The organism is Acinetobacter sp. ANC_7513 (assembly GCF_056779915.1).
Genome location: NZ_JBWYIW010000011.1, coordinates 63035 through 89348, shown reverse-complemented (window position 1 = coordinate 89348; position 26314 = coordinate 63035). Strand labels below are relative to the sequence as shown.

Genomic DNA, 26314 nt, shown 5'->3' with positions numbered 1-26314 from the left:
CATTCGAATAGTAAACCGATTGCAGCCGTGATAAATAAGACCACATTGATCCACATCAAATAAACCATTTGTTTGAAAAACATCTTATATTGCGAAGTATCATCCACAATCATTTTTTTTATAAGGGTGGTGATCAAAGTTAAAATCACTGTAAGACCAAATGTGGCGCATATGCCAATACCCGCGCCCCACATCACAAACTTGATCCATTACCACACACTTTCAGGCTGTAAATAAAAATACGCCCAGATTTAGGGAGTTGAAATTAAGCCGAGCCCCAACAGAATAGTCAAAATTAATATTATAATTTTCAATAAAATAACCCTCATTCGTTATTTTATTGTGTCTTATTGATGCACTAAACTCAATAAAAAAGCCGCACCTGCAAATAAACCTGCAAAGGTACGATTCATCACTTTTTGCTGACGAGGTGATTTAAGTAAACGCAATACCTTCGCTGCAAGACCTGTATATCCAGCCATAACGATAAGATCGATAACAATCATCGTACAAGCCATGATGAGGTATTGTGGCCATTGAGGCTTTGAAAGATCCAGAAACTGTGGCAACACTGCCAATAAGAATACAATTGCTTTTGGATTACTCATATTGACAAAGAAACCGCTGATTACTAGCTTCATCGCTGACTTTTGCTTTAAATCAGTCTGAATTTCGATGGACTGCACTGGGGCTTTCCACTGTAAATATGCCAAATATAATAAATACCCAACCCCAAACCATTTGACGATCAAAAATGCCAAAGGTGTCGTAGCAAATAGTACGCCTGCTCCCGCAGCGACAACTCCAATTTGAACCAAAAGTGCAAGTTGCAGACCAATTGCATTCCAATAGCCTCGTTTGAATCCATAATTCAAACCACTAGACATAGATGCAATAGCACCTGCACCAGGCGAAATACTAATAACCCAACATGCAAGCATGTAGGCAAACCACATTTGATAAGACATAACGATTTGGGAGATTTATTTTGATGAGATTATATGACAATTCGACTTTTTTAAGATTTAAAATTTGAATGTTTTTTTAAACGTCTGTCTGTTCAGCACTATGATGATCAGGCACAATGTGATCAGCAAAATTAGGATATTATAATTTCAGGAGCCATGAATGACTTCCCAATCCGTAATCTTACCATTGCCTTCAGATCATGCTCGCTTTATCACTTTGCGTTTAAAAGATTTATCAATAGATCAACTAAAAGAAAAACTTGAAGATCTCTTTACGACTCGTGATCGCTTAATTACTCAACATCCTCATGCTCAAATTAAAACTGCGGTGGCTTTTGGACCAGAACTTTGGTCACAACTTTACCCTCACCAACCAGAAGGTTTTAAACAGCTTGAACCAATTCAAGGCTCTTTCACCATGCCTGTGGTCCCTGCTGATGTTTTAATCCATATCGCAGCACAGCGTACTGATATTTGCTTTGCCTTAAGCCAAGCTTTTTTTGAAGGAATTCAGGATTTGGTTGAGGTTTTAGATGAGCGCGTGTGCTTCCGAAATTTTGATGGTCGAGATTTAACTGGTTTTATTGATGGCACCGAAAACCCTCAATTTCCAGATGATCGCGCTGAAACAGCTTTACTAGGTGACGATGCAGGAATTTTCACTGATGGCTCATTCGTTTTTGCTCAACGTTATCGTCATGATCTAGATAAATGGAAAAAACTTAAAGTTGATGCACAAGAGCAAGTGATTGGGCGCACCAAACTCGAAAGCATAGAGCTTGATGACGATGTTAAACCTGACAATGCACATGTGGCTCGCACCGTTGTTGAAGATGATGAAGGTGAGGAGCTTGAAATTCTTCGTCATTCTTTACCGTATGGCGATGGACGTGGTGATCAAGGTTTGTATTTTATCGCTTATACGAAAGATTTAACACGTATTGATCGCATGCTGACACGTATGTTTGGAACTAGTGGCGATGGTATTCATGATCGCTTATTGCACTTTGTGGCGCCTTTAGATGGAGCTTATTACTTCGCCCCAAGTGAAGAATTGCTAGAAAAGGTATTGGAAGGTTAGACAATAGAAAGCCGACGAGAGTCGGCTTTTATAGGGGAGGTAGTAGTTACATACAAATATATGTTAACAATTCCCCTAACCACATCGCCCTCTATAAGTAGAGAAAAAAACCTTTGAATTAGACATGCAGTTTATTTTTTTAGGCTTTTCATTTTCCTTTCCATTTAATTCATTAACTAAATAATTATCTTGAATTACAACTGGTTCATTTTTAGAGTCGACTCTAAATGTTGTATATCTATGACCTAACATAGAGTTATCTGCACAAGTATTATACTCTAATGTAAAATTATTTTCACTGATTGCTATATTCTTAAACTCACTATATTGACAATTATTAAAACTATCATCAAATAAAATATTATTTTTCCATAATGTTTTATTATTAAGACCATCCCTAATAACAATTGATTTCAACGAATCTTTTCCGCCTAAAACCTCAATATAGTCACTAACCCCATCTTTATTAACATCCATTTTTCTTTTTAAAAAAGCACCGCTATAAGATAAAACCCTATTTTCAACAAAATCATTCATTTGATCTAATTTAGAAACTTGACTATTCTCAACCCAACCTTTCCCAGAGTTTAAAAAAACTTTAAATTTATAGTTTGCTTTAGGTATATAATTGGAATCGGAATTATTTGTCTTAACTAAATTATCTTTTGGAATTAAAAAAATAATTTTTTCCTTAACTGCTTTTATACTCTTGTAATTTAGATCTTTTTTTTGATCAACAGTTGGAATCAAAAAAACAAATGCATTCCCAAGCTTATTAGTCTTACCATTATATATACAGCCATAATCTGGCAAATAATAATAACCATCCAAATTTGTATATTCAGTATTCTCACCATAACAAGTCAATAGACTATCTAACTGAACATTATTTAAGTCTTTTTTATCCGCATTAGCAGTACAAGCTCCTAATACCATGATAGAAATAACTACTGCACTTTTTTTCATATTCTCTTTCCACTTATATTGGGTCTAAAATATCCTACCCATCCAGCATGAGATGCCAAAGCTTTACCCGAAATCGTATAAACAGCTGTTCTACTGCACCCCTTCTTAACACAACCACCATTTTCTGTATTGAACCTTTCTTCAGCACTACCAACAAAGCCTATAGCCTCTAAAATTGTTACAGTTTTATTTTCAGTATCGACTGCATAAACAATTCCACAATGTCCAGCACTACTCCTCCAAACGAAAATATCACCTACTTGAGGAATGAAAGAAATTTCTTTACTACCTGAAACATAATCTATTTTATTAGAGTGTATTGCTCCTCTAAATGCTTTCTCAGTTAACATTATTCCTGTATGAATTGAATAAAATTTATCAGTAACTCCTAGTTTCATTAGATATATTGCGACAGTTTCTGAGCAATCTAAACCTTTTAAATCATTAGCAGTAATTTCAGAAGTCGCAGTTGCAGGAGATAGCCCCCCTCTGGCACCAGCTTGAGAGTAAGGTATATTTCTATCTACGAGTTCTTTCATTTCATTTAGAACTGAGACCAACTGTCCTCCAACAGGTGCAGTAGGTGCAGATTTATTTAAAGAATTGGTTTCTACAATAGAGTTCTTGCACTCATTTAATTTAAACACTTTTGATGTAATATCTTTAAAATTATTTTTTCTTTGTTGTCTAGATGCTGTTTTACTATTTATTACATCAATAAGTTTATCTACTATAACTAATTGTGATGTTAAAGTTACTTGTTTTTTATTAACTAAAGCAGACAAACCAAAAGATTTCCAATATGCCATGGATGCTAATGTTCCTTCTTTCAAATTATTAATATTATTAGCATCAATAACAATATTTTCTTGTGGAAAGCATTTTTTTATTTCATCATTAATTCTACTATATTTATCTTTTCCAGTAATTTGTATTATACCTCTCCCTCTGTACTTCCAACCATCACCAGAGTTTATATCTCCATTACCATTTCTATTAGCGTAGGCAATATTTGCTATCATCTCTTGGTTAGCTGGATGTTTATCATTTCTACCATATTTATCACATAATTCCTTATTCCCACGAAAGGCCTTAAAAGGCCCTCCATGACTTTTTTTAGCAACTCTTTTTCCATTCTCTGTTATATATATATTTCTTGGACTATTTGTATAATCAGCAACTAAAATATCTGAATGATAATTTAAGCTCTCACCATTTTTTACTGTAATTGAGGTACCAACCTCCTCAAGTACTTGTGCAAAAAAATGTGCTTTGCTTACACAATTTTTCATCAAAAACTTTTCTGCATACTGATTATAAGAATCCACTAAAGCTTTAATCTCAGATACAGTTGCATTTGTAAAAATTTGCTTTAACTCGTTTTCCGTAATTTTAGAGCAATTATCGCATCCATTTACTGATACTTGAGCAATTGGTTGGTTTTCATTATTAACCCTATGTTGAGTTTGAGACTGTGTTGTATTGAGAGTTGTGTTATTACTTGGATGAATATGATTATCTGTTTTAGCTTCAAATTTGATTGTATCTAAGGAAATACCTATTCCTAAATTTCTAGGCTCAGTAATAAATCTATTACTAATTACTTTATAACTACTATTTGTTTTGGACCAACCTTCAATTACTATATCCTTACCAGCCTCCCCTTGATTTAGAATTATCAACCCCTTTTCATTTGTTAATCTTTCAATTTTCACTTTACCACCAATAATAATTTTGATTTTAAAATTACTTATTGGTTCCCCTTTCCTATTAACTACTGCAACAGCCAACTTGGCTGTATTTGTATTTGTATTTGTATTTGTATTTGTATTTGTATTTGTATTTGTATTTGTATTTGTATTTGTATTTGTATTAGGAAGCTTTAGCTTCTGACCAATATAAATCAAATTTTTATTTTTTATTCCATTTAGACGCGCTAATTCATCAACACTAAACCCTTTTTTCCTTGCAATTCCACTTAAAGTATCACCTCTCCTTATCGTATACATCTCAATCTCCCAAAATTTCACTTATGTTTTCAATATTAAAATCTGTATATTCTGTTTCATAGACGATCAATTCTAATTCTTCTTCTTTTTCACTGAAAACTCTCTCTGTTTCAAAATTAGAATTAATAACACCCTGAATAAGTATTTCTTGAGTTTTTTTATTGATAATTTTATAACCTGAACCAATTAAGTCACTATGTTCACTTGATAAGGATTTTAAGTTAAATTGTTGACTATAACCCCCATCCAATATCTTAGGTATAAATGGTAACTGAAAATTAACGTTAGCCCCACCCGTAAACAAATGCTGCCCTGCCTTACTCTCAAATTTTCCACCCGTCGTGCTAAATACTCCACTAGCATTAATCTTGAGTTGCGAGCCACCTGCGGTCAATACGATTTCTTTTGGACTGGTAATTTCAATTTTATCTTCGGTTGAAATAAGCTTAATCACCTTACGTGCAATAGCTTCAATCGCATCATCTTGCGCTTGTAATTCAACTTTTCCTTTAGCTGCGAACGCTCGAAATCCTTTCTGTGCAGCAAACAAACTGATCTTGTCTTGAGCATGCCCCACAATATTTTTTTGCGCACTTAAATTAATTGAACCCTGTGCACTCTCCGCAATATCTTGTGATGCTTGAAGAATAATGTCCTCAGGCGTTGTTAATGCAATCCCATTGGGTGAAGCCAAAAGCATGAGTGCCTGTCTAAATAAACGTCCTTGCTCTTGTTTTTTTTGATCAGAACTATTTTCTAATCCTTGAGTATATCCCTCCATAAAACCTGTCAGTGTGCTTAAGGCTTTTACTGGATTAATATCATCTTTTTTGTTTGCACCACCAAAACCAGTGCATAACACCAGTTGATCTTCCACATTCAAGTCAACGCTCGAAATTGCTTTACTCACATCTTGAAGTGCTTGAAATGGGTTATCTTTAATCCCATTTTTAATACTTTCAAATTTCCTCTTTATCGCTTCAGAACCATATTCTTGTACGTTATCAATAAATTCCTTGAGATTATCAACCGCTTCTTGAGCATGCTCAAAGTAACTATTAAACTCATCCACAATTCCAGCAGTATTACCACCTAAAATACCAATATCCTTAATAAAACCACCACAATCTTTCAGTGCATTTAATGGATCCTTCGCTATTCCCTCCTTAAATAAATTCACTGTAGACTGCAAAGCTTGAGCACTACTTTTGATTTCTAATGATTGAATAAATTTAGGTAATCTACTAATTACATTTAATGCATCCGATTGTTGTTTTACTGCAATTTCACTGAGCATTTTCATACTCTGCTCACTCTGACTCAACAATGATTGAGCCTGTGCAGCTTCAAGATGGTCAGCAATTGCTTTTTCTTGTGCATAAGTCGTAATGAGCATTCCTTTCCCTGCACGAACAGCACCATAAGCATCAGTTCTCAGCTCAAATCCTTCTCCACGTCCATCACTTTTCTCCTTATCCTTAGGATGACTCAAATTACCCAGATTCAATTGAGTTGCCGCATGACTACTTTGCAACTGAGTACTAATTTGTCCTGTCGTATCATCAAATCGGAGTTGGTTAAATCCAGAGCCACCAACTTCTGCCGTGCGAATTCCGCTGAGTTTTTTTGTATCAGGTAACTGCCCCTTAACATCAAACTTAGTTTGATGACGTTCAGCCTCATGTAAACGCCCAACAACGAAAGGTCGATCAACATTTCCATCAAAGAAATCAATGACTACAATTTCACCTATACGTGGATGGAATCTTGATCCATAACCCTCCCCAGCCCAAGAAGTTAAAACATCAACCCATGCAGAGTCTGTATCATTATCATTCGACCCTGCACCACCATCATGTTGATGATCATCATTACGTGTAAATACGAAGCGAACCTTAATACGTCCCCACTGATCCACATAGATCGTTTCACCTTCAGGACCAACCACTTTTGCCCGTTGAGGATAAGCAACTGGACGATGTTTCAATGGATCATATTCTGGAACAATAGGTATAGCTCGGCGCACTAAACTCAGTTCTGTAGATAAACGCTCATCTGTTTTTGTCTGTTTCCAACGACTCAAATCAATTAATGTTTCAATTTGATTATTTAAATCTTTAGGTAAATTATTTTGATTAAAAAATTGTTTTCCTAAAATAATAAATTGGCGATCTGCCCCTTGATGTTGATCTATTTCTGGATGACCCATAAATTCAAACCAATACCCAACATTGGCATCTCGAACGCTACTCACCGCAGTAAAGTATTTAGCCTGCAAATCTTGGTATTGATTGAGTTGTGTATTCAGTTTTTGCAGTTGTGAATTGTTTGATAGAGTGGCTTGATCTTCACCTTTTAAATCAGTAATCCAAGCAGGACTCACAGTCCATGCTTGTTCTAGACTTAAGGTTTCATTGTCCAACTGGTCACTATGTTGATGAGCACTGAGTTGATAATCATCTTGATCTTGCGCAAGTATATCGCCCTGCCAACGTTGTACCTGAATTGCTGTAGATTGTATTGAGCGTTGAGCAATAAAGCTGGTAATCGTATCAAAACGTTCTGTTGCATTACTGCGATGGAATCTGAGCGTGCGTCGATCTAAAGGCTCGTACTGACTATTTTCATCTATTAGCCTTAATTTTTGTGATTGAATTTCTTTCGCTGAGAATGGCACGGTTTGATCTGTCTCATCAATCAACCAATTAATACCTTCACTCCGCCATAAGCGTGTTAGAAAATCATAGTCTGATTCGTTGGCTTGCATCACAAATGGACGTATATCATATGATGCTTTTAAACCCGCCGTTGACAGACTCAAAGCGGCACTAAATAACACGCTTTTCGTCTGCCACTCTTTAAAAATAATCTCAGTGATATCAACCACGGATTTGTTCATAAATACACGGCTGTTGCGGCGTTTGTGCCAAAGTGAGGTTGCATCCTCAACGGTCAGCTTATATAAGGTCAACGCTCCATCACTTTGACCTTGGCTCACCCCTGTCACGATCCCAGTAGTCCGAGCTAATTTTCCAAGATCCGTAACTTGATCGACAGCCACCAAACAACCAATGAATTGCTTAAGTTGTAAATGCGCATTCGTCGATAAGCATAATACTTCAGCTTTTAAGCCTTGATTAATAAAGTGTTGACCCTGAATTCGTTGAATGAAAACTTGGCTATCTAATATAGGATTAGAAAATTTAATATGTAACGCGCGCTTTTGCGGGCTAAGACCCAAGCCTTCTATAATTGAATTGATATTATTGAGCATAGAATGATTAAAGCTATTATTATGATTTTTGAAAATTGTAGCGTATTCCGCTCAATCTTGCTTTTAAATATTGTAATTATTCTAAACAAAAAATAGGAACCAACGCATTGATTCCTATTTATTTCCAATCAATTTATATTGAAAATTCAAGTTTTTTTAAAATGGAATTCGCTTATAACGGCGATATTCAGGCTTCCAGAAATTATCTTCAATACTTTTTTCGATCAGCTCATCACTCAATGGCAAGGCAACACCATCCTCAATCGCCGCTTTTGCAACCTTGAACGCTATGATCCGGGAGACTTTCTGCAAATCATTGAGATCAGGAAGTAAGTCGTCGTCAGGGTTTTGCAATTTTGGAGAGCAATCTGCTAATGCCATACTTGATGCCATGAGCATATTGTCTGTAACACGCGTTGCCTGCACAGCAATCACGCCTAAGCCAATCCCTGGGAAAATATAAGAGTTATTACACTGAGAAATATTGTGTAGCTTATCTTGATAATTAACTGGCATAAATGGACTACCTGTCGCAATCAAAGCACGACCGTCCGTCCACTGAATAATATCTGCTGGTACGGCTTCTACACGCGACGTTGGATTCGACAATGGCAATACAATAGGATGCTCGCAATTGGATGCCATAGTTCGAATAATTTCTTCAGTGAATAAACCCGGTTGTCCAGAGACACCAATTAACACAGTTGGGTGTGCATTTTTTACAACATCTAGCAATGAAATGATGCCTTCCGCATCAGCCCACGCGGATACATTTTCTGAACTTTGAACCAGTTTACGCTGAAAATCTAAAAGGTTTGGTTGATTATCGGTCAATAACCCAAAACGATCGACCATATAAATTCGTGATCTTGCCTCAGCATCACTCAAACCTTCAGCCACCATTTGCGCAATGATTTGCTCAGCGATACCACAGCCCGCTGAACCAGCACCCAAGAATGCCACTTTCTGGTCACGTAATTGTTTTCCTGCAGCTCGACTTGCTGCGATTAAGCTACCGACTGCAACAGCAGCAGTGCCTTGAATATCATCATTAAAACAACAATATTGATTACGATATTTTTCCAGCAATGGCATTGCATTTTTTTGAGCAAAATCTTCAAATTGAATCAAAGCTTTTGGCCAACGACGTTTAATCGCACGAAGTACGTCATCCACAAAGTCATAGTATTCATCGCCACTAATACGAGGCTGATTCCAACCTAAATAAATTGGATCATTTAACAACTGTGCATTATTGGTTCCTACATCCAATGTAATGGGTAATGTATAAGCTGGGCTAATACCACCACATGCGGTATAGAGAGATAATTTTCCGATTGGAATTCCCATCCCACCAATCCCTTGGTCACCTAAACCAAGAATGCGTTCACCATCTGTGATTACAATGACTTTGACGTTGTTCTTATTCACATTTTGTAAAATATCGTCAATGTTGGCACGATCAGGATATGAAATAAATACACCACGATGACGGCGGTAAATATCAGAAAATCGTTGGCAAGCCTCACCTACCGTTGGGGTATAAATAATCGGCATCATTTCTGATAAATGATTTTCTATGAGGTGATAAAACAAAGTCTCATTGGTGTCTTGTATATTTCTCAGATAAATATGCTTATTAATGTCGTCATGAAATGACGTAAATTGTTGATATGAACGTTGGTGTTGCTCTTCAATCGTTTCAATCACATGAGGCAGCAAACCGTTTAGATTAAAACTTGCTCGCTCCTCCTCAGTAAACGCAGAGCCTTTATTAAGGAGAGGTAGTTCAAGCAAAGTAAAGCCAGCATAAGGGGTATAAAGAGGGTGTTTTACTTCAGTGTGTTCAGTTGTCATCTCTAATCTCATGGATCAGGCCTAAATTCAGACCCTTTTCATTTCATTTTTACCATTTATTTAAGAAATAGCTTAAGCCGAAATGAAGACAAATGTATATTTATAAAATTGATAATAATATTAGCAGTATTTTTAAATTTTATAACTTCAATCCATCATTCTATTGATAGAAAAATAGATAAAACTGTCACATTTCAAATGTATTATTCATGCTTATTAACTTTTTTTTGCAAACTAATCTGAACGATTCAGCTAATATCGGATTCAACCGTATTCTTAGTTCATTATTATACCCACATGAAAATTACAGCTAAAATTGCCCTTTTGCCATTAACTATTATTTCCCTGCTAAATGTGACGGGTTGTCAAACCATCACCGACACGACCTCTAAGGTCGGTGATAAAGCACTTTCAATGGTGGGCTTAGCCCGCGCCGATAAGACCCCTGAAATTGATAAAAAAGGTATTGTCGATATTAGTAAAACCACACTCGAGCAAATTGAGAAACTTAAACAAAATCTGCCGATTGGTCAGTGGGTATATATCGAAAATGACCTTCAAGGAATTTATGACTTACAAAACAAAGCTGTTGATGGTCACATGCTGTTCCTGCGTTTAAATTGTAAGAATAGTGTCCAAAAACCAAGTCTCAGCATACAGAATGTGGAAGGTTCGGAAATTTTAAATAGCCTTCAGCCTGAAGTTGGAACAATCCAAGTACTACTCGACAATAAGAATTACGGAAATCCTTTTAGTTTGGCGAATCAAAAAAAATTAGCGACATTTCAAACTGCTGCTCAAAAGGCCAAAACCATTAAAATCTTCCATGCATCTAAGTTATACACTTTCCAAAATGGTAAAGCAGAATTACTAAATAAGCCTGTCACGTGTATGGCTTAATTTCGAGTCATAAAATTGCCTGATTTCTATTTAAATTCACATTAAATGAGATAAAGACAATCAGGCTCAATTCAATCATCGATATGCGTTAGATGTAAAAGATTAATTTCATCATCGTTAATTCTGCAAATAGCGCATAGTGATTAAAAAAACTGATTTTATTATTTTTTATGTCGGATAAGTTTTATTCAACGCAAATCTGCTTCGCTAATGAGCGCTAAATTTGCTATATTTGTCGTTTTTCTGCGACATTAATTTTTCGATAAATTATGAATACGGCAATACAAGCAGCTCTCGATCATGCAGTGCAATCTCTTCAGACTGAAGGGGTCCTCCCATCTGACTTTAACAACAGCGGAAACTTAACGCGAACCAAAGACCGAAGCCATGGTGACTTCGCTTCGAATATCGCAATGATCGCGTCTAAAGCTGCAGGTATGAAGCCTCGTGATTTAGCAGAAAAAATTCTTGCTGCACTGCCAGAAGTTGCGGATATCAGTAAAGCGGAAATCGCTGGTCCTGGTTTTATCAACTTTTTCTTGAATGCAGACCAACGTTTTGCTGTTCTTGATGCTATTCAGGCACAAGCTAATGATTTTGGCCGTACGCAAGTTAATGCTACGAAAAAAATCCAAGTTGAGTTTGTCTCTGCGAACCCGACATCAAGCTTACATGTGGGTCACGGTCGTGGCGCAGCATATGGCATGACGGTTGCGAATTTACTTGAAGCAACTGGTGCTACAGTGGATCGTGAATACTATGTGAATGACGCTGGTCGTCAAATGGACATTTTAGCGACGTCTACTTATCTACGTTACCTTGAGTTAACTGGTCAAACATTAGTATTCCCTAAAAATGCTTACCAAGGCAACTATGTCAAAGAAATCGCACAAAGCATTATTGATCAAGACGGCGATGTATATGTTCGCCCTGTAGCTGATGTTTATAAAGATGTGCCAGAAGATGTGCAGTATGCTGAAGAACTTGATGCCGAAGGTAACAAGGTTGTAATTTCTGGCGATAAAGAAAAACACATTGATGGTCTAATTTTTAACTCGCAGACGTTAATAGGTGAAGGTTATCGCGTTTTTCATCAAGCTGCGTTAAAAGCAATTCTTGATGATATCAAAGATGATCTTGGTGAATTTGGTGTGACTTTCAACCAATGGTTCAGTGAAGCATCATTGACTGAAAAAATTGAAGAAGCATTACAAACACTTGATCAACGCGGCTTCCTCTATGAGAAAGATGGCAACATTTGGTTCAAATCAACAGAATTTGGTGATGAAAAAGACCGTGTTGTAAAACGTCGTAATGGTCAAACCACTTACTTCGCATCTGACATTGCTTACCATCTGAATAAACTTCAACGTGGTTATACTGACATTATTGATATTTGGGGTTCAGACCACCACGGTTATATCGCACGAGTAAAAGCAGCAATTGATGCGATGGGATATGACTCGAAAAAACTGACTGTGTTATTAGTACAATTCGTCAGCCTATGGCGCGGTGGTGAGATGGTTCAAATGTCATCTCGTTCAGGTCAATTTGTCACATTGCGTGATCTACGTAAAGAAGTCGGCAACGACGCTGCTCGCTTCTACTATGTCATGCGTAAGTCTGAACAGCACATCGACTTTGATCTAGATCTCGCGGTTTCTCAAAGTAAAGACAATGCGGTGTATTACATTCAATATGCCCATGCACGTATTTGTCGTATGCTAGAAAAAGCAAGCAGCTTGAACATCAACTTCGATGCGACCACTGCGCGTGGTTTTGCCGCAAAGCTTGAATTAGAAGCTGAAACTGAAATCTTAGCAAAACTTGCAGCATACCCTGAAATTCTTGCACGTGCTGCAAACAGCCATGAACCGCATCAAGTAGGTAACTACTTAAAAGAACTTGCAGCATTGTTCCATGGTTGGTACAACGAAAATAAAGTACTCGGTGATGATGCTGATCTGACCCAAGCACGTTTGTTGTTATCGGTAAATGTTCGTCAAGTCTTGAAAAATGGTTTAGAGCTTTTAGGCGTTTCTGCACCTGAAAGCATGTAAGTCATCGAAGGTGAATCTTTTTAAAAGATTCACCTCTTTAGACTTTTATTATTGAAAAAAATGAGATAAAAACTCCATGTGATGGTAATCCAATTTTCCATTGCATGATCTTAAAATAAGAGAGGTTTCCAAGTGTTTGGAAAAACGCAGCGTGGTGTATCAGAAAGACCTAACAAACCTAAACAACCATTAATACCAAAATGGTTAGGTATGCTTGTTCTGATTTTAATTGTACTGAGTTTTGCCGTAGCCTTAATGCTATGGAAACCGTGGGCGCCAGTCCAACCAAAAAGCAATGATATTCAATCTGAACATTATCAAGAAGATACGAATAAAGATTATCGCTTCTACGATTTATTGCCTCAACAACAAGTGACTCCAATCCCCGATCAAGCTGTACCTGAAAATCAGCAAGTGAACACCGCACCTGTCATCGTGGAAGCACCTGTGGTTGCTGATGCTACAACGACAGAGGGTGAGCTGATTGAAAATGCAGAACCTCAACCCGTAGCGAGTAGCTACCTTTTACAAGTCAGAAGTTATCCAGATCCAGATAGTGCTGATGCACGTCGTGCTGAAATTATTCTCAACGGCTTATCTGCAGATGTCATTAAAACCACGGAAGGCGGTCAAACCTGGTATCGGGTTGTCTCTGGACCTTATGACTCTCAAGAAGCAGCTGTTATCGCTCAGCAAACCCTACAACACAGCGGTATTGATTCAATCGTTGTAAAACGATAATCATAAAAAAGGATGCGATTAGCATCCTTTTTTAGTCTAGAGCAAACCTAAAATTTTGCTAAGTAGCGTTGGATAAAAGAAATACACTCTGACGCATAAACTTTAGCTAAATCATGTTGTCCGTTCGGGATCACATTCAGCTCTGAATACTTAAAAGCGTGATTTAAATACTCACCTACTGCGACAGGACTAATGTCATCATCTCCGCCCCAGATTAATAGTACAGGACATTCAATTTCAGCAAGCCGTTCATCTAATTTGGTTTCATCATCAATAAACCAGTGCGGCACTTCATATTCATTTTGATATTCTGCACGCCAATCTTTAACATGAAATGGTGTTAAATCAACGCCACCTGACGTAGCGACCAACACCAAACCTTGAATCAATTTTGGATACCTCAACGCCGCTTGAACAGCAATGACCCCACCCATAGATTGAGCGATCAGAATACTTGGGCGCTGAAGATGATCAAATACATAATCTTGTAAATCTGACATTGAATTTACATGTGGATGATCAGGATATTCACCAAAACTGGGATAAGCAATGATGTGCGTGTCGTACTCAGATTCAAAATGTGATTGAACAGGTTTCCAAAATGCAGTACTGCCAGATGCTCCGGGCAGGAAGATTAATTTCACTGCCTGATCTGCCATCTTAATCACCACCCTTGATAACCGCTCGCTGATAAGCAGGTCTTTGTTTTATGCGTTTTACATAGGCATGAATGTTCGGATATTTTCCATTTAAGCGTTCATCCATCGCGATCAAGGGAAAACTCATTTGGATATCTGCAAATGAAAACTGAGATGTAAAAAATTCATGTTGCGCCAAATGCTGTTCTAAAAATTCAATATGTTCAGCGAGACGCGGTTGTATAAATCCATCAGTCACCCCATCAATAATTTTATTGGCAATTGGTCGAATCACAAAAGGTACTTTAGGAGGTACAAACGAGAGAACTAAGGTCATCACTAAAAGTGGCATTAATGAACCTTCAGCATAATGCATCCAATACTGATATTGTGTTAAATCAGGCTGTGACTGGGGTTTAAATTGATGCTGGGTATCATAGCGATCAGCCAGATAGTCTAAAATCACCGCAGATTCTGCGATCACTAAATTATCATCAGTAATCACTGGTGATTTCCCCAAAGGATGAACCTTCTTCAATTCTGGTGGAGCGGCGTAAGTTGGCAATCTTTTATAATGTTGAATTTGGTATTCAGCACCCAACTCTTCTAGCGCCCAAATAATTCTTGAAGAACGTGATTTTTCTAAATGATGTAATGTCAGCATAAGACCACCTAATTTTATTTCTCTCTATATAGCCATTTTGAATAAAAAAAAGACATCCTGCTTTACACAAAATGTCTTCTTTTTAGCTATAAATTACAAAAATACAGAATGTTGATGCCTATTAAGTTGTCTATATTTAAACAATTGTTGTTTTAATTTCGACACTTCTGAGCAATGTTTTAGTGACGGGTGTTTTTTGGCACACATTTAAAATTTTTTCTTGTAGCGCTTCATCCAAGTTAGTTTTAAAACTTAAACGACGCTCAATCCATTCCTGCCCTTCTTTATTGGCTTTAAAATCTGCCTCGACACTGAATTCGCCCAAATCCAGTCCTTTATGCTCTGCATACATTCGTAATGTAATCATTGTGCAGGAAATTAATCCTGAACAAATAAAATCATACGGTGCAGGCCCACGATCTAAACCTTGGAATGATTCAGGTTTATCGGTGAGAAATGTGTGCTGACCAGATTGAATTTCACCACCCCATTTTTCAGGTAGTGTGGTGACCTTTGCATTTGCGATCGTTGCCATTTTATTTTCCTTCTGTGTCTTATTATTTAAATGGACGCATGCTATCAGGCAATATCGGAGCTTTCAAACGCTCGCCTTGGTATGATGGAATTGACCCAAAACGTGGATCTTCTGCTATCCATTGATCACGTGCAATTTTGATTTCCTCTTGCGTACGTCCAACGAAATTCCACCATAATAAAATTGGTGACTCAAATGGCTCACCACCCAAAAGCAGTACACGACTATTGTCAAGGATTTCTACTTCCACATGTTCTAGCCCTGGCTCTAAAATTACCATATTGTCTTCATCTAAATGATGACCATTAATGGTTGCTGTACCTTCAAGCGCCATAAATCCATATTCAAACTTTGGATTTAAAGGTAAACGTGCTTTTGTGGCTGCTTGCGCAAATAAATCAACACCTAAAAGCTCAGTATGTACTTTGACTGGTGATACGGTATTTAGATACTCACCGACCAATACCGTAAATTCGATACCTGACTGATTGACGACGGGTAATTCTGGATAGTGATTAAAAGCTGGATCGATGGTAAGTTTGTCATCAGGCAATGCAATCCAAAGTTGGGCAGCATGCATTTTTGTTTCATTCGCTGGCGCGACTTCAGTATGTGAAATACCTCGACCTGCTGTCATGAGGTTAACTTGCTTGGGCTGAATGAGCTGATCTGTTGTCCCTAAGCTGTCGCTATGCAACATAGTCCCTTCAATCATCCAAGTAAAGGTTTGTAGACCAATGTGTGGATGTGGTCCAACATCTAGACCTTGTCCAGCTTCAAATGTCACAGGACCTGCATGATCTAAGAAGCACCATGCGCCAATCATACGCTTATGGCGACTTGGTAAAGCGCGTTTGATCACTGTTCCTTGACCAATTTCTGCACGGCGCAGTGGAAATTCCTGAATAAATTGGTTGGCGTGCTTTTCACAGTCTTCTGAATGAGACAATTCGGTATAAGTATTATTGGTCATGTTGTTATCCTAAAAGTTTGGCAAATGGCTATCTTTGTTATAGATATTAACAAGGTCATGCAAATTGAACCACCTTAGACTTAATACGCTGAATACTATAGGTAGGACAATTAGAGTTTTGTATGTATTAAAAATAGAATGCTTGCCCGCCCTTGATTTAATTGTTTTGGAAATAACTGTGATAAAGGATACTCATGCTCTAATGTATAAATAATTTTATCCAATCCAAATTGATCTGCTGTTAGATCAACTATATATCTACTTCTTACATTTAAAAGCCAAGCATAACTTTCTGTTTCCTTTATATTTTTTCCTAAAATATATTGGAATTCACCATATCCTTTAGATTCTAAGTAAGTAGCAATCAAATTGCTTGCATTGCCACAGCAAGAGTTTGGGGAATTTCTTAAAACAACGTTATTTGGGCTAATGACTTCCAATGCTTTACGTATTTTGACTATTCCTTCAAACATAGAATTCTTCTAAATTAAATTTTAGATAAAAAAATAGGAAGGACGCCTAAGCGTCCTTTCTATTGGGATATGTCTTGATTTAGATACTGCCGCGCACGCAGCGCTTGGGTAATTCAAGCGGACAGCCATGCTGTCCGAAATCCCCCACTGCCGCTGGGACAGCCCTTGGCGTAATCTAGGCAAGAAACGTTGTTTCTTGAAAGCCCTAAATTACTCCCATTCAATCGTAGCAGGTGGTTTAGACGATACGTCATAAACAACACGTGAAACTTCTGCAATCTCGTTCATGATACGCGTCGAAATTTTATCAACAAGATCATAAGGAAGATGCGCAAAACGAGCCGTCATAAAGTCAACTGTTTCAACCGCACGAAGTGCAATCACCCATGCATAACGACGACCATCACCGACTACACCCACAGATTTCACTGGTTGGAATACAGCGAATGCTTGTGCAGTTTTGTCATACCAACCACTTGCACGAAGTTCTTGCATGAAGATGTCATCGGCTAAACGAAGAATGTCAGCATACTCTTTCTTCACTTCACCCAAGATACGGACACCAAGACCTGGTCCTGGGAATGGGTGACGATAAAGCATCTCAAATGGTAAACCTAAAGTCGTACCTAAACGGCGTACTTCATCTTTAAATAAATCACGAATTGGCTCAACCAATTCAAAAGCGAGATCTTCTGGTAAACCACCCACGTTATGATGTGATTTAATCACATGCGCTTTACCTTGTTTGCTTGCAGCAGATTCAATCACATCAGGATAAATCGTACCTTGCGCAAGGAAGTTTACACCGTCAAGCTTACGTGCTTCTTCAGCAAATACTTCGATGAACTCACGACCAATGATTTTACGTTTTGCTTCAGGATCAACTTCACCTGCCAAAGCATCAAGGAAACGTTGTTCAGCATCAGCACGAATCACACGGATACCCATGTTTTTCGCAAACATTTCCATCACTTGATCCCCTTCATTTAAACGAAGAAGACCATTATCAACGAATACACATGTCAACTGGTCGCCAATTGCTTTGTGAAGCAATGCAGCCACAACAGATGAATCTACACCGCCTGAAAGACCAAGAAGAACCTTCTGATCACCAATCTGTTCACGTAATTGTTCAACACGCAAATCAATGATGTTTTCAGAATTCCATAGGCTACGGCAACCACAGATCTTTTGTACAAAGTTCTCAAGTAACTCTTTACCTTTAGCAGTATGTGTTACTTCAGGGTGGAACTGGATACCGTAGAAACGACGAGCTTCGTCAGACACCATTGCCACTGGGCAGCTTGGTGTACTTGCAGTAATTTGGAAACCTTCTGGAATTTGAGTCACTTTATCGCCATGACTCATCCATACTTTCAATTTGTCTGCTGAATCTTCAAGATCGCCAATTAAAGCATCACGTACCTTAATATCGACTTCAGCATAGCCAAACTCATGAACTGTACCCGGTTCAACTTTACCGCCCAACTGAGCAGACATCGTTTGTAAACCGTAACAGATACCCAATACTGGTACGCCTAAGTTAAACACAACTTCTGGCGCACGTGGGCTGCCTTCAACGTGAACACTCTCAGGACCACCTGAAAGAATAATCCCTTTTGGATTAAATGCGCGGATGTCCTCTTCCGACATATCAAAAGCATACATTTCAGAATATACGCCTGATTCACGTACACGACGTGCGATCAATTGGCTATATTGAGAGCCGAAATCCAAAATCAGGATACGATCTTCGGTAATTTGAGTATTGGTAGTCATGATAACAACTATGAAAGGCTAACGAAGGATTAGCGCGCTATTCTATCATTTTTATTAAGCTTACGCACACTATTCAAATCTCTCTATATTTCAATACATTATTATTAAATATTGTCTTTTTATTCAACAATTTCAGTCGATTGCTTTGATCATACAAGCTTTGGCGTTACATTCAGATCACGATGCAGCAGGCGAATAATTCTCTCATTTCACCTGCATTGCGTATTCGTCATTTATTTTTCAAAACGCTGATCCACACTCCATTGACCTGCACCATGCAATACGAGAAAGATTAGACCACCCGCCATAGCAAAGTTTTTCATGAAATGTATCGAATCTTCAGGTGTACCATGAAAAAGAAATGCGGTAACTAAACTGAAACCAGCTAAAGCTGCTGCGAATAATCGTGCTTGCACTCCAAACAACAGTGCTAAGCCTCCACCCAGTTCAACCAAAATGGTTATTGGCAATAATGCACCTGGCACACCCATCGCTTCCATATATCCAACTGTCGCGCTATAACCTGCGAGTTTGCCCCATCCCGCCACAATAAAGATATATGCTAAAAGGACACGTGCGACGAAGGTTAAAGTTGCATGCACTGTGGGTTGAGCAACAATTTTTTGAATCACTTGATTTGGATTAAACATTGGGTTGACCTATCTATGTTTTGTTTTTGGTAATGACCCTAGACTAGTAGCTTTTATTTTTAGGATAAATAATCAATACAAAGAATCAGCGTTGCATAATCAGAACAATAATTCACCTATAATTTAAATCAATTGACTACTGACATCAGCGCCGATGGCTGTTAGCATTTGAACACATTTTTGCTCAGTTCACCCCTCATGGATTTAATCGATTTTATTCTGCATGTAGATGATCATCTACTTGAATTTATTACCAATTATGGCATTTGGATTTACGGAATTTTATTCCTGATTATTTTCGTAGAAACGGGCTTGGTGGTCATGCCTTTTCTACCCGGGGACAGTTTACTGTTTGCAGCAGGTGCTTTAGCAGCCTCAACAGGTGCAATGGATCCGTGGCTTTTGGGCGTGTTGTTATTCACGGCAGCAGTATTGGGTGATACCTTAAATTATCATATTGGAAAATATATCGGACCACGTGTTTTTGAGATTGAATCTCGATTTATCAATAAAAAACATTTGGTTTATACGCAAAAATTCTTCGAAAAACACGGTGGTAAAACCATTATTTTTGCGCGTTTTGTCCCATTCGCGCGTACATTTGCACCCTTCGTCGCTGGTGCAGGAAGCATGAACTACAAATACTTCATTACTTACAATGTCGTTGGTGCTTTCTTGTGGATTTCTTCGTTTATCACCTTGGGTTATTTGTTCGGTAATATGCCGATCGTGAAAGATAATTTCACCCATTTAATTTTCGGAATCATTATTCTAAGCGTATTGCCGGGGATCATTGGCTTTATTCGCCACAAGTTTTTCCCAAAGAAAAATCCCGAAATGATGTAATGATCTTAGACTTCAAAAAGCAGATTCTCCACCAAGAATTTGCTTTTTTTATCACTACAAAATATTGAATGGCTTAGAAAAATCCAATAATGACAGGTAACATACTGAGCATAAGTAACATAGCAGAACCTTTGTATAAGCGATCTGCGCTGACCACCGTCTGATTCCCTGCCAAGACTTTACGACCAAAATACATCCAAAATAAAGCACATGGAATTAAACATAAGGTGAATACACCCAAAACTAAAAAATAGTTTTGAAAAGAATCCCAAGTCCATGCTGGAAAAATACCAACTGCAAACAAAATAGATTTTGGATTTTTCAGAGTCGATTTAAAAAGATGACTGCGACTCATTCGAATGTTTTTTTGGCTCAATTGCTTAAGGTGTGAAGCTTTCCATAAATGAAAAGCCATCCAAATCACATAAACTGCACTCACCAAATGTAAGATATGAATCAGCATTGGCCAAATTGGTAGGGTTAAATGCACCAACAGTGCCCAAATGCTAATGCCGTAGATATAACCCAGTAATTCAAGAGGTACGAAATAGAATGATTTTAATACGCCATGGTGATGTGCTGCGCTAGCCAATAATGCATTGGTTGGACCGGGAATAAGTAATACCGCGAACACTGCAAAAATATAAAGCCAACTTTCTACCATAGATTAAAATCAGAGATTTAGAGGAGGCACACCTTAAACGAAAAACGAATTTAAAGACAAGTTTTTAAAGTGAAGGAATGATGAATGTCACGTCTATTTTAAGTTAATAATTTTATAAAATATTGATTTTAATAAATTTACATTGAAACATTTTGCTAAAAAAAAGCTGCTCAAGCTCAGATTGAACAGCCCTTTTAAATTACTGAGCTTGCTGTTGACGCTTAGGAACATAAGGACAATTTTTAAATGTTGCCGCTTGTGAGATCGCATCTTGCTCACCATATAATCGCGACAATTCAGTATTTTTGGTATTCGATGACTGCCCCATATTGACGGAAACTGAAGGACCAAAGCCCCAACCGCCACGGCCCCAGCCCCCACCAACACCTAGACCAACGCCGACACCTGTACGTTTAGGCGGTTGTACACCATTATTGATGTACTGCTGAATACGATTGAATTCAGCACCAAGTTGTACACAGTTCAATGCTTGATATTGCGTCGGAGAAACATAACTCGGTTTAACCGTTGTCGCACAAGCAGTCATCAATACAGCAACCGTACTGACTGCACTAAGTTGCATGACCATTTTCATCGCGCGTGAGTTCATACTCTTCTCAAATCTTATTTATTCTCGATTTCATTGAACAATGATTGGTAGGCCTGCGTCAATTTATGATCTGTATTTAAATAGATTAACGGCATATTTTTATGATGAGACTCTTTCATTAATACCGACGGTGGCAACATCGCATTGAGCACAGGTAGTTGCTCATCTCTGAGCTGCTGTACCACTTCACGAGGAAGTTTTGCTTGCGCTTGAAACTGGTTAACGACGATACCTTCAATTTCCAATCGATCATTATGATCATCTTGAGTTTCTATAATGTTTTCAATCAACGTGTTTAAGGCACGCTTAGAAAAGACATCACAATCGAATGGAATCAACACTCGTTCTGCTGCAATTAATGCCGACAAAGTAAAAAAATTAAATGCAGGCGGTGTATCGATATAGATCCGATCATAAGTCCCTGCTAGATGCTGAATCGCGTCACGCAGCTTATAAATTTTATGTTTGGATTCGAGGCTATGTTCTAAAGCACCAAGCGAGGGACTTGCAGGCAAAACATCGAGAGATGGGAATGGTGACTGATGTATATAAGCTTCTAAGCCTTTATTTTTATTTTTGAGCAAATTTCCAATGGCTTGACCAATCAAACCTTTGCTGGACTGATTCGCCAATACATCTTCGAAAAAATTTTCAATATTGGGTTCTAGTGCAGATTTAACGGCATTATAAGTCGCATCATCCCCCAATAGATACTGACTGGAATTGGCCTGAGGATCGAGGTCAATGACAAGCGTCTTAAAACCCTGATGTGCACTCAGTGCAGCCAAGTTTACTGTAATACTGGATTTACCAACGCCACCTTTTTGATTAAACACCACACGTGTACGCATCATTCCCTCTAGGCTCAATTCATTATATGAATCAAGTTTAACCTAGAGGGGTGAGAGCCTAAGCGATTGTGTCTAACAATTAACCGAAAGTTGGCTTAATCATCACGATGCCGATAATGGCCATAAATGCGACACAACTAATCAATACCCCCGCACGACGTTGAATTAACAGTACAGACGCATCTTGGCGATATGCTTTAATTAATGAAGATAACATCACGATCACCAAGACCACTTTGGCATAGAACCAAGGTTGAACTTGAAAATTATTCAAAAACAATAAAATCAAGCCTGTCCCAATAACCAAAGTAAATGCCAAATGTTGAAGCGCAACATAAGCCTTACGTCCTTTCGGGTTGGGTTGTTGAGTTTCAACGCCAACATATAAGGTTGTCGCACGTGCTAATACAGCAATAATCAACAAGAGCAAACTCGACATATGCACGATTTTAATGACTAAGTGTGTATCCATTTCAGCCACTCTCCTACTTTTAAAATTTAAGCTTTCGGTGCATGCGCACATTCAGGACTATTTGGCGCTTGACCAGTCCATTCAGTTGGCACATAAGCATGAATCGCCAAAGCATGAATCTTTCCTGGACTCAATAGGTCACCCGCCAGTGCATATACTTTTTGATGGCGTTGAACTAAACGTAAGCCTTGAAACACTTCACTTACAACAGTGACTTTAAAATGCGATTCTTTACCAGGGAAATAGCCACCATGACCTGATGACTCATTCACCACGTCTAAGTGCACAGGAGACAATTGTTGTAAACGCTCAATTAATTGTTGCTCTAAAGTCATGCTTAAATTCCACTCGCATTCATTGGTTGCCAGCAGTATACCGTGAAGTTTTAGAATAAAAAGTAAATAAACCACACCGCCATTGGAGAGTTGCGCTTTGATCCTGAGCTTAAGACCAATCAAAAATTAAGCGAAATACATTGAAATGCTTTAATTTTATTCAATCACACGATATTTTTTTATAAAGTTGTTGACCCTAATTTTTCATGCTGTATTATACACGGCATGCGGGAATAGCTCAGTTGGTAGAGCATAACCTTGCCAAGGTTGGGGTCGGGAGTTCGAGTCTCCTTTCCCGCTCAAAATTTTTTCATTCAGTTTTTTCACTTAAAAAATTGATAGACTCCGCGGGAATAGCTCAGTTGGTAGAGCATAACCTTGCCAAGGTTGGGGTCGGGAGTTCGAGTCTCCTTTCCCGCTCCAGATTCAAAAAAGCCCTGATATTGATCAGGGCTTTTTTTATTATTAAAATTTTTTTTATAAATTCAATTTTACAACCAATAAACTTTTACTGCACTTTTTTCAAAAAAATTCATCCACTTATGAGCGCTGCTTGATTTACAATCAAAAATAAGCATCATAAAGTAAATTAATCTACTGAATTTAAATGTAATTTTTTATCTCAACCCATGCCGTACTTACATCAAAATCGCTATAATTTTCGTATTCAATTTGCTCAATAGATTAGAACCTTAACATGGAAAAATTAACTTGTTTCAAAGCCTATGATATCCGCGGAAAATTGGGCACAGAACTCAATGAAGATATCGCGTACCGTGTTGGACGTGCTTATGGCGAAATTTATAAACCTCAAAAAGTCGTGGTTGGATGTGATGTTCGCTTAACCAGTGAATCACTGAAACAAGCCACCATCAATGGCCTGAATGATGCAGGCGTTGATGTTTTAGATTTAGGAATGACGGGGACTGAGGAAGTTTATTTCGGTGCATTCCATCTTGATGTGCAAGGCGGGATCGAAATTACAGCCAGTCATAACCCAATGGACTATAACGGCATGAAGCTTGTACGTGAAAATGCTCGTCCGATTGGAGCAGACTCGGGTTTAAAAGATATTCAACTTCTTGCTGAAAAAAATCAGTTCAAAGCAGTCGAAATTAAAGGCACAACTCAACATTATAATATCTTGCCCGAATTTATCGATCATTTGATGACCTATATTGACCCTGCTAAAATCAAACCTTTAAAACTCGTGGTCAATGCGGGGAATGGTGCTGCAGGTCATGTGATCGATGCCATTGAAGCGAAATTCAAAGCATTAAACGTCCCAGTTGAATTCATCAAAATTCACCATGAAGCAGATGGTAACTTCCCAAATGGTATTCCCAACCCCATCTTAGTTGAAAACCGTGCAAGCACCTGCGATGCTGTACTTCAGCATCATGCTGACATGGGCATCGCTTGGGATGGTGACTTTGACCGTTGTTTCTTGTTTGATGAAAAAGGTCAATTCATTGAAGGGTATTACATTGTCGGTCTCTTGGCACAAGCCTTTTTACTGAAACAGAAAGGTGAAAAAATTGTGCATGATCCGCGCTTGGTGTGGAATACCTTCGATATCGTTGAACAATATCAAGGCGAAGCTGTGCAATCGAAATCAGGCCACTCTTTCATTAAAGATAAAATGCGTGAACATAATGCAGTCTATGGTGGTGAAATGTCAGCGCATCACTACTTCCGTGATTTTGCCTATTGTGACAGTGGTATGATTCCGTGGTTATTGGCAATCTCAGTTGTCTCTGAAACGGCAAAACCACTCTCTGCTCTGGTTGAGGAAATGATTGAAAAGTTCCCTTGTTCTGGCGAGATTAATTTTAAAGTTGCGGATACAAAAGAAACCATTCAAAACATCTTTGATCATTTTGCTGACCAAAAACCCAAAATTGATGAAACGGATGGCGTCAGTTTAGATTTTGGTGCTTGGCGTTTAAATGTACGTGCTTCAAATACAGAGCCTTTACTCCGTTTAAATATTGAAAGCCGTAAAGACAAAAATCCAAAGCCAATTGAAAACTATGTAAATGAATTAACACTTTTAATTCAAGCTTAATATTTAAAATAAAGAGAGCCGATTAGGCTCTTTTTTAGAAGTTTTTTTCTAAAATTTCCAATGAAATACTTGGATTTACTTTCCTAGCGAAAAACATCCCAGATTTTTTTATTTTATTGAAATCACACTGATCTAATGTTCTTGGATAGTCTGGTCCTGATTTCCAATCAATATATCTTAAAGCCATAGCTGGTGGTGAAATATCATAATTTAGGTTTAATTTTTTTTTGAATGATGAGTTAAAAATTATAGTATGAAAATAAACTTCATCCCCACAATAAGACTTTTGAAAAGCTAAATCATAACTGGGATTTGTTTCTATATATTCCAAAATATAATTTATTGCACTTTGAGTAAGTGTAAACCAAGATGTTCCTTTATAAAGCTTAGGTAAATTTTCCATACATTGGTTAAATAATCCTAATCTGTGAAAAATACTAAAAACTTTGATAAATATTTTTTGTGGGAAAGATTTTTCCTTAACATAGTAAAAATCTGGATAACGATATTTAACTCTTGGGATTGGATCTACATTTTCATCATGACCTAAATATTCGATTACATTATCAGAGAAATAACTTTCTATTGTTTCTATTTTTCGTAAAGGAATATCATCTCCAGATAAAAGATGAAAATATTTATATTCAAATTTTCTACAATATTTTAACAATTTTATAGTTGCTTCAATTTGGCTATATGACCCCCACCTCACATCTACTCGATCTTGTATAAAATATAGGTTTGAATTCTGAGGTAAAGCATCTTGTATTGATACAATATCTGTTTTTTTATCAACATGAATAACAACAATACTTCTAGAACTCTTCAATAGCTCATTAACTAGAAAAATTAAAGGGTTAGTTAACTTGTGACAAATAATTCCATATACAAAGTTCATAA

Annotated in this window: 24 protein-coding genes and 2 tRNA genes; 8 read left to right on the top strand and 18 right to left on the bottom strand. The window is 37.7% G+C overall.

What is annotated here, in order from left to right:
- Positions 1-347: 347 nt before the first annotated feature.
- Positions 348-968, bottom strand: a complete 621-nt coding sequence (locus AC1M9B_RS11955) for a LysE family transporter (RefSeq protein ID WP_481587711.1) — start codon at positions 966-968, stop codon at positions 348-350.
- Between the two features lie 160 nt (positions 969-1128).
- On the opposite strand from AC1M9B_RS11955, the gene AC1M9B_RS11950 reads away from it, so the two are divergent.
- A complete protein-coding gene (locus tag AC1M9B_RS11950; RefSeq protein WP_481592428.1) occupies positions 1129-2049 on the top strand; it encodes a Dyp-type peroxidase in 921 nt (306 codons plus the stop codon).
- Positions 2050-2124: 75 nt separating this feature from the next.
- Here the strand turns inward: AC1M9B_RS11950 and AC1M9B_RS11945 are convergent, their stop codons facing one another.
- The 4 genes from AC1M9B_RS11945 to AC1M9B_RS11930 form a co-directional block, all read right to left on the bottom strand.
- On the bottom strand, positions 2125-3015 hold the full coding sequence (locus tag AC1M9B_RS11945; protein ID WP_481592427.1) for a hypothetical protein: 891 nt from the start codon (positions 3013-3015) through the stop codon (positions 2125-2127).
- A complete protein-coding gene (locus tag AC1M9B_RS11940) occupies positions 3012-5024 on the bottom strand; it encodes a LysM peptidoglycan-binding domain-containing protein (RefSeq protein WP_481609181.1) in 2013 nt (670 codons plus the stop codon). Before AC1M9B_RS11940 ends, AC1M9B_RS11945 begins: the two co-directional genes overlap by 4 nt.
- A 1-nt stretch (position 5025) precedes the next feature.
- Positions 5026-8298, bottom strand: coding sequence for a type VI secretion system Vgr family protein (locus AC1M9B_RS11935; protein ID WP_481592186.1), 3273 nt, complete (start codon positions 8296-8298; stop codon positions 5026-5028).
- 156 nt (positions 8299-8454) lie between these two features.
- Positions 8455-10155, bottom strand: coding sequence for an NAD-dependent malic enzyme (locus AC1M9B_RS11930; protein WP_035268988.1), 1701 nt, complete (start codon positions 10153-10155; stop codon positions 8455-8457).
- A 297-nt stretch (positions 10156-10452) separates the two neighbouring features.
- Between AC1M9B_RS11930 and AC1M9B_RS11925 the strand changes: the two genes are divergently transcribed.
- From AC1M9B_RS11925 to AC1M9B_RS11915, 3 genes are all read left to right on the top strand, one after another.
- Entirely contained in the window at positions 10453-11055 is a 603-nt protein-coding gene (locus AC1M9B_RS11925) for a hypothetical protein (protein ID WP_481609180.1), read from the top strand.
- Between the two features lie 269 nt (positions 11056-11324).
- Complete coding sequence (gene argS, locus AC1M9B_RS11920; RefSeq protein WP_481609179.1) at positions 11325-13115, top strand: arginine--tRNA ligase; 1791 nt, start codon at positions 11325-11327, stop codon at positions 13113-13115.
- A 132-nt stretch (positions 13116-13247) separates the two neighbouring features.
- On the top strand, positions 13248-13856 hold the full coding sequence (locus AC1M9B_RS11915) for an SPOR domain-containing protein (RefSeq protein ID WP_035268975.1): 609 nt from the start codon (positions 13248-13250) through the stop codon (positions 13854-13856).
- Positions 13857-13903: 47 nt separating this feature from the next.
- Here the strand turns inward: AC1M9B_RS11915 and AC1M9B_RS11910 are convergent, their stop codons facing one another.
- The 7 genes from AC1M9B_RS11910 to AC1M9B_RS11880 form a co-directional block, all read right to left on the bottom strand.
- On the bottom strand, positions 13904-14515 hold the full coding sequence (locus tag AC1M9B_RS11910) for an alpha/beta fold hydrolase (protein WP_218947423.1): 612 nt from the start codon (positions 14513-14515) through the stop codon (positions 13904-13906).
- A gap of 1 nt (position 14516) precedes the next feature.
- Positions 14517-15158 (bottom strand): glutathione S-transferase family protein, encoded by a 642-nt coding sequence (locus AC1M9B_RS11905; protein WP_481609178.1) that lies wholly within the window; start codon positions 15156-15158, stop codon positions 14517-14519.
- Positions 15159-15294: 136 nt separating this feature from the next.
- Positions 15295-15693, bottom strand: a complete 399-nt coding sequence (locus tag AC1M9B_RS11900) for an OsmC family protein (protein ID WP_481592181.1) — start codon at positions 15691-15693, stop codon at positions 15295-15297.
- Between the two features lie 22 nt (positions 15694-15715).
- Positions 15716-16666, bottom strand: a complete 951-nt coding sequence (locus tag AC1M9B_RS11895) for a pirin family protein (protein ID WP_481609177.1) — start codon at positions 16664-16666, stop codon at positions 15716-15718.
- A gap of 110 nt (positions 16667-16776) precedes the next feature.
- On the bottom strand, positions 16777-17139 hold the full coding sequence (locus tag AC1M9B_RS11890; protein ID WP_481609176.1) for a hypothetical protein: 363 nt from the start codon (positions 17137-17139) through the stop codon (positions 16777-16779).
- A gap of 210 nt (positions 17140-17349) precedes the next feature.
- Positions 17350-18918, bottom strand: coding sequence for a glutamine-hydrolyzing GMP synthase (gene guaA, locus AC1M9B_RS11885; protein WP_481589363.1), 1569 nt, complete (start codon positions 18916-18918; stop codon positions 17350-17352).
- Between the two features lie 233 nt (positions 18919-19151).
- Positions 19152-19568, bottom strand: coding sequence for a DoxX family protein (locus AC1M9B_RS11880; protein ID WP_481597744.1), 417 nt, complete (start codon positions 19566-19568; stop codon positions 19152-19154).
- 198 nt (positions 19569-19766) lie between these two features.
- On the opposite strand from AC1M9B_RS11880, the gene AC1M9B_RS11875 reads away from it, so the two are divergent.
- The gene (locus AC1M9B_RS11875) at positions 19767-20414 is read left to right on the top strand and encodes a DedA family protein (RefSeq protein ID WP_035268957.1); all 648 of its coding nucleotides are present in this window, start codon (positions 19767-19769) and stop codon (positions 20412-20414) included.
- 73 nt (positions 20415-20487) lie between these two features.
- Here the strand turns inward: AC1M9B_RS11875 and AC1M9B_RS11870 are convergent, their stop codons facing one another.
- The 5 genes from AC1M9B_RS11870 to AC1M9B_RS11850 form a co-directional block, all read right to left on the bottom strand.
- Complete coding sequence (locus tag AC1M9B_RS11870) at positions 20488-21078, bottom strand: LysE family translocator (protein ID WP_481609175.1); 591 nt, start codon at positions 21076-21078, stop codon at positions 20488-20490.
- A gap of 199 nt (positions 21079-21277) precedes the next feature.
- Complete coding sequence (locus AC1M9B_RS11865) at positions 21278-21667, bottom strand: hypothetical protein (protein WP_373687210.1); 390 nt, start codon at positions 21665-21667, stop codon at positions 21278-21280.
- Positions 21668-21702: 35 nt separating this feature from the next.
- Positions 21703-22539 (bottom strand): ParA family protein, encoded by an 837-nt coding sequence (locus tag AC1M9B_RS11860; protein ID WP_481609193.1) that lies wholly within the window; start codon positions 22537-22539, stop codon positions 21703-21705.
- Between the two features lie 79 nt (positions 22540-22618).
- The gene (locus AC1M9B_RS11855; protein WP_481609174.1) at positions 22619-23011 is read right to left on the bottom strand and encodes a SirB2 family protein; all 393 of its coding nucleotides are present in this window, start codon (positions 23009-23011) and stop codon (positions 22619-22621) included.
- A 26-nt stretch (positions 23012-23037) separates the two neighbouring features.
- Positions 23038-23346 carry a BolA family protein gene (locus AC1M9B_RS11850; RefSeq protein WP_035268950.1) on the bottom strand — a complete coding sequence of 103 codons (309 nt, stop codon included), beginning with the start codon at positions 23344-23346 and terminating at the stop codon, positions 23038-23040.
- Positions 23347-23573: 227 nt separating this feature from the next.
- Here AC1M9B_RS11850 and AC1M9B_RS11845 point away from each other — a divergent pair.
- The 3 genes from AC1M9B_RS11845 to AC1M9B_RS11835 all read left to right on the top strand — a co-directional run bounded on the left by AC1M9B_RS11845 (position 23574) and on the right by AC1M9B_RS11835 (position 25414).
- Positions 23574-23646: transfer RNA gene (locus AC1M9B_RS11845), tRNA-Gly, on the top strand.
- A gap of 47 nt (positions 23647-23693) precedes the next feature.
- Positions 23694-23769, top strand: a tRNA-Gly gene (locus tag AC1M9B_RS11840).
- Positions 23770-24043: 274 nt separating this feature from the next.
- Positions 24044-25414, top strand: a complete 1371-nt coding sequence (locus tag AC1M9B_RS11835) for a phosphohexomutase domain-containing protein (RefSeq protein ID WP_481609173.1) — start codon at positions 24044-24046, stop codon at positions 25412-25414.
- Between the two features lie 34 nt (positions 25415-25448).
- Here the strand turns inward: AC1M9B_RS11835 and AC1M9B_RS11830 are convergent, their stop codons facing one another.
- Positions 25449-26312, bottom strand: a complete 864-nt coding sequence (locus AC1M9B_RS11830; protein WP_481609172.1) for a beta-1,6-N-acetylglucosaminyltransferase — start codon at positions 26310-26312, stop codon at positions 25449-25451.
- Between the last annotated feature and the right edge of the window lie 2 nt (positions 26313-26314).